Here is a 13,220-nt window from a genome sequence, read left to right as displayed (position 1 = left end):
CGCGATAGGCCTTAGATCAGCAGCACCTGCGTGCCGACCGTGGTCAGGTCGTAAAGCTGCTGGATATGTTCGTTGTAAAGTCCGATGCAGCCATTGGACGACTTACGGCCGATCTTGCGCGTGTCGTGCGTGCCGTGGATACGGTAATATTGCCAGCTCAGCCACAGCGCATGCGTGCCGAGCGGGTTGTCGGGGCCGGCCGGCACAAAGTCGGGCCATTCGGGGTTGCGCTTCTTCATCTCGGGGGTCGGTGACCAGGTCGGGCCCTTCACCTTCTTGATGATCTCGGTCCGACCGGTGCGGGTCAGATCGGCGCTGACCGGGACCGAGGTCGGGAACAGCTTGTAGACCGATTGGTCTTCGGACCAGTAGTGAAGGGCGCGCGAGGTCAGGTCGACCAGGATCGCACCATTGGTCAGGTTGCTGAAATAGGGCTGCCAGTCCTGCATCCGGAAGCTTGAGATGTTGCGACGCGAATCCTGCGTGTTGTCAAATTGCACCATGCCCGCGTCCGGCGTGGCGCCGCCGCCCGTGCCTTGCAGCGCCTGGCCGGTATAGGGATCCATCGACTGGGCGAGGGCGGGTGCGGCCAATCCGGCTGCGCCGAGCGCCACCGAGCTGGACAGAAACCTCCGGCGCGAGACCGGATTCGTCTTGTTGATCATGTTTCGCTCCTGAACATTTCTTGGGCCACGCGAAGTGGCCGACACTGCCCGATTTGAGATGAGTTTTCCAACTGGCGGAATTACGCCTGCCGCGCCATTCTTGCAATTCAAACTCCTGTCATTGTCGCATCTGCGCCGCAGTCTGTTGCGCTCACGCAATCTTGGGTTTGAAGGGTGGGCCGGGCTTTTGTATGGCTGGCGCAAAATCTCTTGCGGGACAGAAAAGACATGCTGAAATTATCGACCCTTGCGCTGGTCTCGGTCCTGGCACTCACGGCCTGCCAGTCGCAGCAGCCGCAGCTCGGCCCCGATGGCCAGCCGCTGCCCGTCGCCTACAAGATCACGGCGCGCGAAGAGGCTGAAATTCCCGGCCGCGTCGCTGGCCAGGTCAACGCATTGCGCGCCAATGTCGGCGCCGCACCGTTGACCCAAAGCCCGATGCTGGACGTGGCAGCCAAGGCGCATTCCCGCGACATGGCCGCGCAGAACCGTGCCTGGCATTTCGGTTCGGACGGCTCGTCCCCGCTCGACCGGATCCGCCGTCAGGGCTACGTGGGCCATCTGATCGGTGAGAACATCTCGGAGACGTATGAGAACGAGATCACCACTCTGAACGCATGGATGCAGAATCGCGACACGCGCGACGTCATCATGGACCCGCGCGCCACCGAATTCGGTATCGGCTGGTATCAGGAGCCCTCGGGCAAAATCTGGTGGACCCTCCTGACCGGGTCGAACACGACCTACAGCCCGATGGCCGCAGGTGGCTTCAACGTGGCATCTGCGCCCGGCCTCTGATCCGGCGAAACGCAAAGAAAAGGCCCCGGAAGAAATTCCGGGGCTCTTGTCATTCTGCAGCCCGTACCGAAGCCTGATCGAGGCCGCAACAACCGGCAGATCAGGGATAGATGAAGATCGGAACGCCAGGACCAAGCATGGCGTAGATCTCCTCGATCTCTTCATCCGACACGGCGATGCAACCGGCAGTCCAATCCGGACGGTTCAGGGCACGCCCTTCCGGGCCGAGACCGTGGATCATGATGTCGCCACCCGGGCGCAGGCCCGCCATCGCGGCGCGTGCGACATCGGTGCTTGATGGATACGAGATCCCCAGCGACAGGTGGTATCGGCTGCGGGGGTTCTTCCGGTCGATGAAATAAAGTCCTTCTGGCGTACGACCGTCGCCTTCGTACTGCTTTGGACCCACGGGCTGGTTGCCAAGGTCGATCTCGTATGAACGCAGGACGGACTGCCCGCTGACAAGATACATCTTGCGATCGGCTTTCTTCACGACCACCTGCGTGACGGGTGGCCCCTGATAGGATTTGAACTTGCTGCTCGGAGGTTGACTGCTATCGCCCCCGCCGCAGCTGGCGACCAGCCACAACGTAACGATCGCGATCGATGCGCGAATTGACCGTATCATCACTGCCCTCAACGTGCCTCTGCACGATTTCGTTGGGCCGTCGATACCATACAGGGCGCAAGCGCGCTAGCGTCGGCGAATTTCTGCCACCGTTTCGACATGCGGGGACCATCTAAACTGGTCGACCACGAAAATACGGGAAATCATAAGGTTCGACTCGGCAAGAATCCGCGCGTCGCGGGCAAAAGTGACGGGATCGCAACTGACCCAAGCCAAACGATCGGCAGATGACTGCGCGATTTGCCGTGCCTGGGCTTCGGCTCCTGCTCGCGGGGGGTCGATCACGATCGCGTCATATGCCAACTCGTCGGGCAGCAGGGGGCGGCGGGCAAGATCGCGAACCTCGGTCGTGATTCGATGCAAGCCCTGGGCATGACGGGCCCCCGCCTCGAGTGCGGCGAGTGGCGCTGCGAGTCCTTCAACGGCATGCACCTCGGCCCTTTCGGCCATGGGAAGCGAGAAAGTCCCACATCCGGCGAACAGATCCAACACGCGGTCCGCGCCGCGAATGATGTCGCGGATGCTGGCCAAAAGCGCGGCCTCGCCCTCGGCGGTGGCCTGCAGGAAGCTGCCGGGTGGCGTGACCACCTGAGCGCGACCAAAGACCAGTGCAGGTGGACGGCGGGTGATCGATTGCTCGTCCCAAGTAAGCCGGCCCAGATCCGCGTCGGATGCGAGTGCCGCCAGTTGTTCGAACAGGGCGGGCTCAAGCGGCTTGCCGCCCGTCACGGCAACATCCAGCCCCGCCGTGGTTTCGGTCACGGTCAGAGACAGCTCGCCAGCGCGCGATCCTCCGGCGATCACGATCTTACGGAGCATCGGCAATGCCGATACGATCGCAGGCCGCAACACCTGGCATTGGGCAAGATCGACGATGACATCTGATGCGCGGGCGTGGAAACCCAAAAGCGCGCCCTTTTTCGTCCGCTTACCCGAAAGCACCGCGCGCCTGCGAGATTGCGGCGGAGAAACATGCACACCCGCGACGGGCGCGGACAATCCTTGCGCCCGCAGGGCTTCCTTGACGACGCCGACCTTCCAGGATTTCACGAAATCATCCGAGCCGTGCATCAGCGAACAGCCGCCGCAGGCGCGGTAATGCGGGCAGGCGGGTCGCACCCGGTCGGCCGAAGGGGACAGGATGCGCGGGGCGGTTATGCGTCCGTCCTGGGCGTCGCCCTCGATTTCCTCGCCCGGCAGCGTCAGCGCGGCAAGGGCACGTTGCCCAGATGCAATGGCCACACCATCGCCCTTGCGGCCCAGCCGCTCGACAGTCCAGATCGTCACTCGGCGGCCTCGGTCGTCTCGTCTTCGTCGGTTCCAAGGAACCCGCCCGACTGGCGATTCCAGTAGCGCGCATAGGTTCCACCCAGCGCCAGCAGCTCGGCATGGCTGCCTTGCTCGACAATCCGACCGGATTCAAGCACGACAATGCGATCCAGTTCGGCAATCGTCGAGAGCCGGTGCGCAATCGCCAGAACGGTCTTGCCCTGCATGGCGCGGTGGAGCGCGTCCTGAACCTGCGCCTCGACCTCGCTGTCAAGCGCACTGGTCGCCTCATCAAGGATCAGGATCGGCGCATCCTTGAGCAGGGCACGCGCCAGGGCGATACGCTGGCGCTGCCCGCCCGAGAGCTTTACCCCACGCTCACCCAGATGCGCCTCATATCCCTTGCGCCCGGCATGGTCGCGCAGCTTCAGGATGAAGTCATGCGCCTCGGCGGCCTTGGCGGCGGCCACGATTTCCTCTTCGCTCGCGTCCGGACGACCGTAAAGGATGTTCTCGCGCGCCGAGCGGTTGAACATCGCCGTTTCCTGCGTGACCATCGCGATATTGCTGCGCAGGCTTTCCTGGGTGACGGACCTCAGGTCGTGACCGTCGATCCTGAGCACGCCCGCTTCGACATCATAAAGACGCAAGAGCAGCGACACCATCGTCGACTTGCCCGCGCCCGAGGCCCCGACAATCCCCAGCTTTTCCCCCGGCCCGATCACAAGATTCATGTCGCGGATTCCACCATCGTCGTGGCCATAGGCGAAATCCACATGATCGAAGTCGATCCGTCCCTCGACGCGGCCAAGTTCTATGGCGTCGGGTGCATCCGTCAGGCTGTGTGGCGGCGACAGCGTCTTCATGCCGTCTTCGACCTCGCCGACACTGCCCCATACGCCCATCAGCGCCATGCTGACCCATCCGGTCATCTGGGCAAGACGCATCGCGATCGCGCCAGACGCGGCGATGTCACCCGCAGTCGCCATCCCTTCGCGCCAAAGCAGCATCGTGCCGCCCACCAGGATGACGGGAAGGGCTCCCGCAATGGTCATCAGCGAAAGGCGGAACCAGGTCGAGACGCGCCCGAAATCCAGCGCGCGTTCGCGAAACCCGGCCATGGCGCCAAGGGCGACGCGATCTTCGTGCTCGGCATGGGCAAAAAGCTTGACCGTCTTGATGTTTGTGATTGTGTCGACGACCTGCCCGGTGACCAGCGCCCGCGCCGAAGCGCGGCTGGCCGATCGTAAGCGTATCCGGGGCAGGAAGAAGCGGATCAGCAGGACATAGGCGCCGAGCCAGACGAGCAGCGCGAGCGCGCCCCATCCATCCACGGAAACCAGAAAGGCCGCCGAACCCAGCACCGAGGCAAGGGCAAAGGCCACCACATTGACCATTTCCGACGCGACATCGGTAACGGCGCGGGCGGTCTGCATCTGTTTCTGTGCGATCCGGCCGGCAAAATCATTGTCGAAGAAGGTAACCGAGTGGCCCATCGTCCAGCGATGCAGGCGCGAAAGTACCAGGGGCAGGACATTCGGGCCGATGATGACGCTGGAACTCGCCGTCGAGAGGCCGAAGATCGCGGGCCGGATCAGCAGGAAGAACGCGACGAAACCGAGGATCAGCCAGCCCTGCTGGCTCCAGAATTGATCGGCAGGGGTGGAAACGACGGCATCGACGACCGAGCCCAGAAGCACGGCGGACAGCACATCGGCGATGCCGCCCATGGCCGAGAAGACCGCAGCCAGCCCCAGGCCGGACCAGGCACCGGACAGGCACCAGCGGAAGAAGGCGATCAGCGTGCGCGGCGGCGGGCCTTCGGCGGGGCGGAAGGCATCTATCATCCGGGCGAAATAGTGGTGCATCCTGTTCACCCTTTCATCACATCCGAGCGCCCGAGCGCGATCAGTTTCAGCGCCTCGGGATCAAGCTTGAAGCCGCTGGCAAGGAAGGCTGCATCTGCACGTCTGAGCGCCTCGCCCAGTTCGGGTCCGGCAAGTTCGGGCATGAGATCCCCCGCGGCAATCGGCAGGCGAGCAGAAGCGGCTTGCGCGATATCGTCTTCCCATTCGGCCCGGGGGGTTGCGCCCCTGGCCATCGAGATGAGCGCGGCCGAACGGGCGATCTGGGCGCCGAACCGATAGGCGGCCTCGGGCAGGGGCAGCGCCAAGGAAGCCGTCAGGCGTTCATGAAAGCGGGCTTCATCGCGGGAAAGCCGCAGGGCGCAATCGGGGTCGGTCGCCCCCAGCAGGGCAAGTCTGCGCTGCCAATCCGCTGGCGCGCCAATAGCCTGTTCGACCGCGACCAGTGCGGCAAGATGGCCAGGATCGGCGCCGTGCAGGATATGGGCCAGAACCCCGGCATCGCGCATCAGGGTCACGGCCTCGGTCGGGTCGGGGGCCGAAAGCAGCTTGCGCGTTTCCGCCCCGATGCGTTCGCGGGAAATCCCGTCGAGTCCGCCCGCCAGTTCCGCGCAGGCCCCCAGCGCTTCGGCATCGGCTGCGCCTTTTGCACCGTACCAGGCATGGAAGCGGTAAAATCGCAGGATGCGCAGGAAATCCTCGCGGATGCGCTCGCGCGGGGCGCCCACGAACCGCAAGCGGCGGGCTGCAAGATCGGGCAGGCCGCCGACCGGGTCCAGGACCAGCCCCGAGGCATCGGCATAAAGCGCGTTCATGGTGAAATCGCGACGATGGGCGTCTTCGTCGATCCGGTCCGAATAGGCGACGATCGCGCGACGGCCATCTGTCTCGACGTCGCGGCGAAAGGTGGTCACTTCGAACCCCGTGCCGTCGACGACGACGGTGATGGTGCCGTGCTCGATGCCTGTCGGAACGGCGCGCAGCCCGGCTGCCTCGCACAGGCGACGGGTTTCGTCGGGGCGTGCGCTGGTCGCGATATCCACATCCGAGGTCGGCTGACCCAACAACGCGTTCCTGACCGCTCCGCCGACGACCAGCGCCTGATGGCCTGCGCCTGTGAGGGCGGAAAGCACCCGGCCCAGTGCCGGGTCATGCAGGAAAGGGGCGTCGATGCGGGTCGTCATGCCGTCATCCGCAATGCGAGCGAATGCAGGACGCGCGCCGTCGCGCCCCAGATGTAATAAGGTCCGTAGGGGGCGACATAGTAAGACCGCCAGCCGCCCCGCCAACGACGCCGTTCGATCCGGTAGCTGTCAGGGTCGGCGATATGGGCAAATGGCACCGAAAAGACTTCCTCGACCTCTTCGGCCTCCGGCTTGGCGCAGAAATCGCCCTGTATCAGCCCAAGAACGGCCGTCATCGCAAAGTTCGTCACGGTGCGATGCGGCGGCAGGGTGCCCAGGATATCGACCTGCGCAGGGTCAAGCCCGATCTCTTCATGCGCTTCGCGCAGCGCGGCCGCGATCTCGTTGGCATCGCCCGGATCGACCTTTCCGCCGGGCAGGGCGATCTGGCCGGGATGATGCCGAAGACTGCTCGCTCGCTTCGTCATGATCAGACGGCCGTGGCGGTCAAAGGCCGCCAGGACCCCTGCCGGCCGAAGCTCGACGGGGGTCGCATAGGCTGGGTTCAGATCATAATCGGAAGAGGGCACTGCCGGCACCGACAAGGCCCTCAGTAGACGTTCGCGCAGCAGATCTTGCGGCGCGCTCAGCATGTCACTGCGCCGCTTGCTGGGACGGTGGCAGCGGCTTGCCATTTTCGTCAATCGTGGCCTCGAAACCCAGGCTGCGCGGATCGAACTCGTAGCGGGCGCCGCAGAACTGGCAATCGGCGGTGACAAGACCCTCATCATTGGTCATGTGGCCGATATCCTTGGCCGAGTAGATCGAGAGTGTACCCCGCACCCGGTCAGGACTGCACGAACAGCCGAAATGCAAACCCTGCCGGTCGAAGACCATCGGCTGTTCCTCGTGGAACAAACGAGTGAGCAGGTTGGGCAGCGGCAGCGTCTCATCGACCAGTTCGATCGCCTCGACGGTGGACATCAGCATGATCGTGCGGTTCCAGTCTTCGGACTGCGCGCCCTGCAGGATGTCGGCGGCTTCGATCTCGGCACCGTCCGGTGAGGGAACCTGCGGCTGCGCGGGCAGCGTCTGGACCATGATACCCCCGGCGCGCCAATGCTCGTCGGATTGGCCGGGAAGCCGGGCGCGGCCCACCGTCAATTCGAACCGCGTCGGCAATTGCTCGGATTGTTGGAAGTAGTTCTGCGCGCAGGCGGCAAGCGAGCCGCCGGCCAGCGGGGTCAGGCCCTGATAGGGGGTCGTTCCCTCGCCCTGGTCGATCAGAACCGCGAAATAGCCTTCGCCAATCTGCGCAAAGCCGGGTCCCTCGGGCGCAAGCCTTTCGGCATCGAAACTGGCCCAGGCGCGAATACGGGCCGGGCCGCCCTCGGTCTCGGGCGCGTAATAGTCTGTGGCGATGGTGCGGATCGCACCATTGCCGCGCACCTGCAGCGACAGCTTCCAGCGCAGCTTGATCGTCGGGCCGATCAGGGCGGTCAGCGTAACCAGTTCGGCCACCATCGCACTGACGGCGACGGGATAGTCGTGACGCGACAGGATATGTTCCAGGATTGGACCCAGCCGGGTCAGGCGGCCGCGAACGCCCGAGATATCCAGCTGAAAGGGCAACACGCTGTCGTCCCAGGAAAGATCCTTCGTATGAGCCATGATTCGTCCTTCGGAATGATGGGCGCGACCTGCCTTCCAGGCGGCGCGCGTTGCCCCCAATATAAGGCCTGAGCGAAAAAGCCCAAGGGGGTTCGGGTTCCGCACTGGCCCGGGCGGCAGCTTCCTGCGGCATCGGCTCCGGTTGCGCCAGACCGCCATCCGAGATAACGGGACGCGCAAGACACGCGCGAGTCGCTTGAGTCCTCGCGCAGTCACAGCCCCAGCGCAGTTTCAGGAAGGACGTGCCATGAGCTTCGATCGCCGCATCAAGATCGCCCCTTCGATCCTCTCGGCCGATTTCGCGAATTTCGGCCAGGAAATCCAGGCAATCGAGTCGCAGGGTGCCGATTGGGTCCATGTCGACGTGATGGACGGGCATTTCGTGCCGAACATCACTTTCGGCCCGGCGACCTGCAAGGCCATTCGGCCCCACATCAAGGGCGTGATGGATGTCCACCTCATGATCTCGCCGGTAGACAGCTATATCGATGCCTTCGCCCAATCCGGCGCAGACTTCATCACCGCCCATCTCGAGGCGGGCCCGCATATCCACCGCACGCTGCAGGCGATCCGTGCAACGGGCGCGAAGGCCGGTCTTGCGCTGAACCCCGGCACCCCGGTCGAAGCGGCCAAGGGATTGCTTGACGACGTCGATCTGGTCTGCGTCATGACCGTGAACCCTGGATTTGGCGGCCAGAAATTCATCATGAGCCAGATTGAGAAGATCCGGTCGCTGCGCAGCATGATCGGCGACCGTCCGGTACATATCGAGATTGACGGCGGTGTCGATCCGAATACCGCGCCCCTGGTGGCCGAGGCGGGCGCCGATGTTCTGGTCGCCGGTTCCGCGGTCTTCAAGGGCGGGTCGGTGTCGAACAGCGCGCCCTATGGCGAGAACATCCGCGCGATCCGCGCCGCGGCCGAGGCCGTGCTGCGTTGATCCCGGTTCCGAGCGGGACTAGGCTTGGCTGGTCCTGACCGGAGAGACGAGTTTGACAATCAGCGCGGGAATCTGCCCTTGATCTGGCGTGGCGCAACGGCGCTTGCGGGATTGGCTCTTCGGGGCGGCTCGCTGCTTTCGGGCCCGGATCTGCGCGAAAGACTGGCGCTTTCCGGCCCGCCGATTACACCCGGGGGCATCTGGCTGCACGCCGCCAGCGTGGGCGAGCTTAACTCGGCCCGCGTCCTGGCAAAGGCCATGGCCGCCGAGCGCCCGCTGACCATCACGACGAACAGCACAACCGGACGCGCCTTGGCGGGCAAGCTGGGCTATCCGGCGACGCTGGCACCGCTTGACGTTCCCCAGGCAGTTGCACGTTTTCTGGCCCGGGTCGAACCTTCCGTGCTGGTCACGGTGGAAAACGAGCTGTGGCCGAACCGCTCTGCCATGGCTGGTGAGTTGGGCGTGGCGCAAGTGGTGGTTGGCGCGCGCATCTCTGAACGATCGGCCGCGCGCTGGGCGAAGGTGCCGTGGCTGATCGGGCCGATGCTGAAGCGTATCGACGTGCTTTCCGCCCAGGACGAGGCGAGCGAGGAGCGCCTGCTTCGACTCGGGCTTCCAAGTCGCGCGGTGGCAGGGCGGCTCAACCTGAAATTGCTGGGGCCTGCCAAGGTGACCCCGCCCGAGGACGGCCCGATGCGTGCGCGGACGGTTCTTGCGGCATCGACACATGAAGGCGAGGACGAGATCGTGCTCGATGCCTATCTCTCCGCACGGGCTGCGATCCCGGATCTGCGATTCATCCTTGCGCCGCGCCATCCCGAACGCGGCGGTGCCATTGCCGCGATGCTGGCGGCCCGGGGGCTGGAATTTGGGCGGCGCAGCAGGGGGGATGGAAGAGAAGCGCAGATCCTTCTGGCGGACACGCTGGGAGAGATGGCCGATTGGTATGCCGCCGCCGGCATCTGCATCACTTGCGGTTCCTTTACCGATCGGGGCGGCCACACCCCATGGGAGCCCGCGGCTTCGCGGTGCGCGATCCTTTACGGCCCGAACGTATCGAACCATGCCCCTGACTACCGTGACCTTGCCGGGGCGGGTGCTGCGATGCGCTGTGATCCGGGTGATCTGGCCCTGCGGCTTTCCGCCCTGGCCCAAGACGTGCCCGCGCAGCGTCGCATGGGGCAAGCGGCTCGTGCGCTACTGCTGGAACGCGCGGGTGATCCGTCCCCGCTGATATCGCGAATTCGCAGCTTCGCTCGCGGCAGTCTTGCATAAGGTCGTGACAGGACTGATATCGGGGGCGAAAGGGTGAAGAGATGATCCGATATGAGCTGCGTTGCGAAAATGGCCATGAGTTTGATGGCTGGTTCCGTTCTTCTGACGGTTTCGATGACCTGAAGAAGGCCGGACAGGTGTCCTGCGCGATCTGCGGCTCGGTGTCGGTTGAAAAGGCCCTGATGGCACCGCGCGTCGCCAATCCCGGCGCCGGGCCTGACCTTCAGTCTCCGCGCAACCCGGTCGAGCAGGCGATCGAGAAGCTGCGCGATCATGTCGAGGCGAATTCGCACTATGTCGGCATGTCCTTTGCCGCCGAGGCTCGGGCCATGCACGATGGCAAGGTGCCTGAACGCGCCATCCACGGTGAGGCGCGGCTGGAGGACGCAAAGAAGCTGATCGAGGATGGCATTCCCGTCGCTCCGTTGCCGTTCCGTGCGCGCCAGCGTGCCAACTGAAGATGGATGGGCGATGTTCGTTCGGTCCTTTCCCAAAGAACCGGGCGGTAACAATCGCGGCCTCAATCGTTTTTCGTTGAACGGTTCGGGGCAAGATGTCACCATTCCGTCATGATGAACGCGCCACTTGGGACAGGCTGGCAACAGGATCAGGTCACATTTGACCGGGTCGAGCTTGGTATCATCCTTTCGCTTTACGGCCGCATGGTGTCGGCCGGCGAATGGCGCGACTACGCGCTTTCTTTCCTGCGCGAGGTTGCGGTGTTCTCGGTCTTTCGCCGCGCGGCCGAGCATCCCCTTTACCGCATCGAAAAGCGGCCAAAGCTGCGGCAGGCCCAGGGGCAATACGCCGTGATCGGCATGGACGGACGCATCCTGAAGCGCGGCCAGGATCTCGCGATGGTGCTGCGTGTGTTGGAAAAGAAGCTGATCCGCTCGATCGACTGACCCAGACGGCGACGCGCCTTATCCCGCAGGCTTGATCTTGTCCGCGGTGCCGCGAGCGAAGGAATCGAGCCGCCCCTTGGCCGCATCCTGCGTGTTGACGATGCCGGCCACCATTGCCTCGGCATAGGCCGCGTCTAGCCCGGACATGTTCTGCATGTGAGAAATGGCGGAGCAGACCGCAAAGTTCGACAGCGGCGTATTCTGAGCCGCAATGCGGGCCAACTCGTATGCCTTGGCCTCGCTGTCCGCCACACGATACTGGGCCAGCCCGACCGAGACGGCCTCGTCGCCGGAATACAGCCGGCCGGTCAGCATCATGTCGACCATCCGCGCCTTGCCGATCAGCGCAGGAACGCGAATGGTGGCGCCGCCGCCCGTGAACAGCCCGCGCTGCCCCTCGGGCAGGCCGAAATACGTCGTCTCGTCCATCACCCGGATATGCACGGATGAGGCAAGCTCCAACCCGCCGCCCACAACCGCGCCCTTCAGCGCCGCGATCACGGGAAGCCCCGCATATTCGATCTTGTTGAACGCCTCGTGCCAGCGCAGGCAAATGCGCATGAATTCCGCGGGGCTGCGCTCGGCGCGACCATGTTCGACCAGATCCAGTCCGGCGCAGAAATGCGGCCCTTCGGCGCGCAGCACGACGGCACGCGCGCCCGAGGACGGAAGCGCGGTGAAGACCCCGATCAGTTCCTCGATGGTCTGGGCATCCAAGGCGTTGCGCTTGGCAGGGCGATTGAGCGTGACAGTCGCGATGCCCTCTTCATCCATGTCGAAGAGCAGGTTGGTCAGGCGAAGTTCCGAGATGCCAAGCATGGTCTAGCCTTTCGTGATCCAGTGAATGACAGCGGGCAAGGTCGCGATGCTCGCTGCCGTCGAAATGAGAATGGCGGTCGACACACGATGGGCCGCCACTCCGAAATGTTGAGCCAGGATATAGACGTTTCCGGCAACGGGCAGGCTGGCTGCGGCGATCATCACGCCAGCCGCAAAGGGCTCCACGCTGAACAGGAAGAGCGCCGCGATGGCCACCGCCAAGGGATGCAGGATCAGCTTGGCCGAGCTGAGCCAGATTGCCGGGCCCAGCCTTTCGGCGGATTTTCCGGCGAGGCTCGCGCCGATGGCGAAAAGCGCACCGGGTGTGGCAGCTGCCCCCAGCAGCGCGAGGAATTCGTCCAACGGCGCCGGCATCGGCAGATGCAGACGCGCCCAGAGCAACCCCGCGACCATCGAGACGATCATCGGGTTCGCGGCGATCCCGCGGGCCAGCGGACGGATCGCCGCGACGGTGATGCGTCCCTGCCGCGCCCCGGTGATCAGCAGGGTGACGAGCGTCGAGAAGACCACGAGGTCGATCGTCAGCACCATCAGGATCGGACCGATTGCCTGTTCACCCAAGAGCACGGCCAACATGGGAACGCCCAGAAACCCGGTATTCCCGATCATGGCGGTATGGGCCTCCATGGCGGCCTCGGCCAGCGGAAGACGGCGCCAGAACGCCACACCCAGTGCCAGCGCCCAGACCGCCAGAGAGCCGCAAAGATAGGCCAGCACGAAGGCCGGATCGAACAGGCTTTCCACATCCACGCTTGCGGCGAAACGGAAGAGCATGGCCGAGAGCGCGAAATAGAACACGAATTTCGTGAGCCATCCCGTCGCCTGTTCGGGAAAGAACCGCGTCCATCCGGCAAGCCAGCCGGTTCCAATCAGAAGAAAGAACGGTAAGGTTTTCAGGAAGATCTCAAGCATCCGGCCCGCGCTCGACAAGAAACTCGGTCGCGCCGCAGACAAGCGGCGTCATGGAAATCAGAAGATGCCCGGATTCGGCGCAGAAATGCGGCACGTCGACCAAGGCGGCGCGATCGGTTGCCACAAGCACGACACGCGTGCCCGGACTGGCCCCGATCAGACCTTTGCGCAGCCTGAGAACGGGAAGAGGGCAAAGCAGATCCCGCGCGTCGATCCGCTTGGTCATGCGGGACCGTCCATCTTGATCTTGCCCGTCTGGATCTTGCTGCGTGCCATACCAGTCCCCCTATGCGGCGTCAGAATATCCCTGGGCGGGGCGGGTGCA

At 64.2% G+C, this 13,220-nt stretch carries 15 protein-coding genes; 5 read left to right on the top strand and 10 right to left on the bottom strand.

Annotation, left to right across the window (positions count from 1 at the left end):
- Positions 1–11 precede the first annotated feature (11 nt).
- Positions 12–665 carry a L,D-transpeptidase gene (locus RGQ15_RS03385; RefSeq protein ID WP_311158811.1) on the bottom strand — a complete coding sequence of 218 codons (654 nt, stop codon included), beginning with the start codon at positions 663–665 and terminating at the stop codon, positions 12–14.
- Between the two features lie 228 nt (positions 666–893).
- Here RGQ15_RS03385 and dalA point away from each other — a divergent pair, with 228 nt between their 5' ends.
- Positions 894–1,463: a divisome-associated lipoprotein DalA gene (gene dalA / locus RGQ15_RS03380; protein WP_311158810.1), complete on the top strand. Its 570-nt coding sequence runs from the start codon at positions 894–896 to the stop codon at positions 1,461–1,463.
- Positions 1,464–1,563: 100 nt separating this feature from the next.
- Here the strand turns inward: dalA and RGQ15_RS03375 are convergent, their stop codons facing one another.
- From RGQ15_RS03375 to hslO, 6 genes are all read right to left on the bottom strand, one after another.
- Positions 1,564–2,091 (bottom strand): L,D-transpeptidase family protein, encoded by a 528-nt coding sequence (locus RGQ15_RS03375; protein ID WP_311158809.1) that lies wholly within the window; start codon positions 2,089–2,091, stop codon positions 1,564–1,566.
- A 66-nt stretch (positions 2,092–2,157) separates the two neighbouring features.
- Positions 2,158–3,378 carry a class I SAM-dependent RNA methyltransferase gene (locus RGQ15_RS03370; RefSeq protein WP_311158808.1) on the bottom strand — a complete coding sequence of 407 codons (1,221 nt, stop codon included), beginning with the start codon at positions 3,376–3,378 and terminating at the stop codon, positions 2,158–2,160.
- Positions 3,375–5,228, bottom strand: coding sequence for an ABC transporter ATP-binding protein (locus RGQ15_RS03365; protein WP_311158807.1), 1,854 nt, complete (start codon positions 5,226–5,228; stop codon positions 3,375–3,377). The genes RGQ15_RS03370 and RGQ15_RS03365 overlap by 4 nt, the downstream gene beginning before the upstream one ends.
- 5 nt (positions 5,229–5,233) lie before the next feature.
- On the bottom strand, positions 5,234–6,409 hold the full coding sequence (locus RGQ15_RS03360) for a CCA tRNA nucleotidyltransferase (protein WP_311158806.1): 1,176 nt from the start codon (positions 6,407–6,409) through the stop codon (positions 5,234–5,236).
- Positions 6,406–7,002 carry a CoA pyrophosphatase gene (locus tag RGQ15_RS03355; protein WP_311158805.1) on the bottom strand — a complete coding sequence of 199 codons (597 nt, stop codon included), beginning with the start codon at positions 7,000–7,002 and terminating at the stop codon, positions 6,406–6,408. Before RGQ15_RS03355 ends, RGQ15_RS03360 begins: the two co-directional genes overlap by 4 nt.
- Position 7,003: 1 nt before the next feature.
- Positions 7,004–8,020, bottom strand: a complete 1,017-nt coding sequence (gene hslO, locus RGQ15_RS03350; RefSeq protein ID WP_311158804.1) for an Hsp33 family molecular chaperone HslO — start codon at positions 8,018–8,020, stop codon at positions 7,004–7,006.
- 247 nt (positions 8,021–8,267) lie between these two features.
- Here hslO and rpe point away from each other — a divergent pair, with 247 nt between their 5' ends.
- From rpe to RGQ15_RS03330, 4 genes are all read left to right on the top strand, one after another.
- Entirely contained in the window at positions 8,268–8,960 is a 693-nt protein-coding gene (gene rpe / locus RGQ15_RS03345) for a ribulose-phosphate 3-epimerase (RefSeq protein ID WP_311158803.1), read from the top strand.
- A 78-nt stretch (positions 8,961–9,038) separates the two neighbouring features.
- Entirely contained in the window at positions 9,039–10,238 is a 1,200-nt protein-coding gene (locus tag RGQ15_RS03340; RefSeq protein ID WP_311158802.1) for a 3-deoxy-D-manno-octulosonic acid transferase, read from the top strand.
- A gap of 41 nt (positions 10,239–10,279) precedes the next feature.
- On the top strand, positions 10,280–10,696 hold the full coding sequence (locus RGQ15_RS03335; RefSeq protein ID WP_311158801.1) for a DUF1178 family protein: 417 nt from the start codon (positions 10,280–10,282) through the stop codon (positions 10,694–10,696).
- A 111-nt stretch (positions 10,697–10,807) separates the two neighbouring features.
- The gene (locus RGQ15_RS03330; protein WP_311158800.1) at positions 10,808–11,143 is read left to right on the top strand and encodes a DUF2794 domain-containing protein; all 336 of its coding nucleotides are present in this window, start codon (positions 10,808–10,810) and stop codon (positions 11,141–11,143) included.
- An 18-nt stretch (positions 11,144–11,161) separates the two neighbouring features.
- Here the strand turns inward: RGQ15_RS03330 and RGQ15_RS03325 are convergent, their stop codons facing one another.
- From RGQ15_RS03325 to RGQ15_RS03315, 3 genes are read right to left on the bottom strand one after another with little or no spacing between them, the layout of a single operon-like run.
- Positions 11,162–11,962: a crotonase/enoyl-CoA hydratase family protein gene (locus RGQ15_RS03325; protein WP_311158799.1), complete on the bottom strand. Its 801-nt coding sequence runs from the start codon at positions 11,960–11,962 to the stop codon at positions 11,162–11,164.
- Positions 11,963–11,965: 3 nt separating this feature from the next.
- Positions 11,966–12,895: an AEC family transporter gene (locus RGQ15_RS03320; protein ID WP_311158798.1), complete on the bottom strand. Its 930-nt coding sequence runs from the start codon at positions 12,893–12,895 to the stop codon at positions 11,966–11,968.
- Positions 12,888–13,121, bottom strand: a complete 234-nt coding sequence (locus RGQ15_RS03315; protein ID WP_311158797.1) for a sulfurtransferase TusA family protein — start codon at positions 13,119–13,121, stop codon at positions 12,888–12,890. Before RGQ15_RS03315 ends, RGQ15_RS03320 begins: the two co-directional genes overlap by 8 nt.
- Positions 13,122–13,220: the final 99 nt, after the last annotated feature.

It is taken from the genome of Paracoccus sp. MBLB3053, from assembly GCF_031822435.1.
GTDB lineage: Bacteria > Pseudomonadota > Alphaproteobacteria > Rhodobacterales > Rhodobacteraceae > Paracoccus > Paracoccus aurantius.
This window is presented reverse-complemented; position numbering and strand designations above follow the sequence as displayed.

Coding starts and splice junctions, on each gene's coding strand:
- dalA (WP_311158810.1), top strand. CDS start 894: ATGCTGAAATTATCGACCCTTGCGCTGGTCTCGGTCCTGGCACTCACG.
- RGQ15_RS03325 (WP_311158799.1), bottom strand. CDS start 11,962: ATGCTTGGCATCTCGGAACTTCGCCTGACCAACCTGCTCTTCGACATG.
- RGQ15_RS03315 (WP_311158797.1), bottom strand. CDS start 13,121: ATGACCAAGCGGATCGACGCGCGGGATCTGCTTTGCCCTCTTCCCGTT.
- RGQ15_RS03385 (WP_311158811.1), bottom strand. CDS start 665: ATGATCAACAAGACGAATCCGGTCTCGCGCCGGAGGTTTCTGTCCAGC.
- RGQ15_RS03360 (WP_311158806.1), bottom strand. CDS start 6,409: ATGACGACCCGCATCGACGCCCCTTTCCTGCATGACCCGGCACTGGGC.
- RGQ15_RS03320 (WP_311158798.1), bottom strand. CDS start 12,895: ATGCTTGAGATCTTCCTGAAAACCTTACCGTTCTTTCTTCTGATTGGA.
- hslO (WP_311158804.1), bottom strand. CDS start 8,020: ATGGCTCATACGAAGGATCTTTCCTGGGACGACAGCGTGTTGCCCTTT.
- RGQ15_RS03330 (WP_311158800.1), top strand. CDS start 10,808: ATGATGAACGCGCCACTTGGGACAGGCTGGCAACAGGATCAGGTCACA.
- RGQ15_RS03335 (WP_311158801.1), top strand. CDS start 10,280: ATGATCCGATATGAGCTGCGTTGCGAAAATGGCCATGAGTTTGATGGC.
- RGQ15_RS03375 (WP_311158809.1), bottom strand. CDS start 2,091: ATGATACGGTCAATTCGCGCATCGATCGCGATCGTTACGTTGTGGCTG.
- RGQ15_RS03355 (WP_311158805.1), bottom strand. CDS start 7,002: ATGCTGAGCGCGCCGCAAGATCTGCTGCGCGAACGTCTACTGAGGGCC.
- RGQ15_RS03365 (WP_311158807.1), bottom strand. CDS start 5,228: ATGCACCACTATTTCGCCCGGATGATAGATGCCTTCCGCCCCGCCGAA.
- rpe (WP_311158803.1), top strand. CDS start 8,268: ATGAGCTTCGATCGCCGCATCAAGATCGCCCCTTCGATCCTCTCGGCC.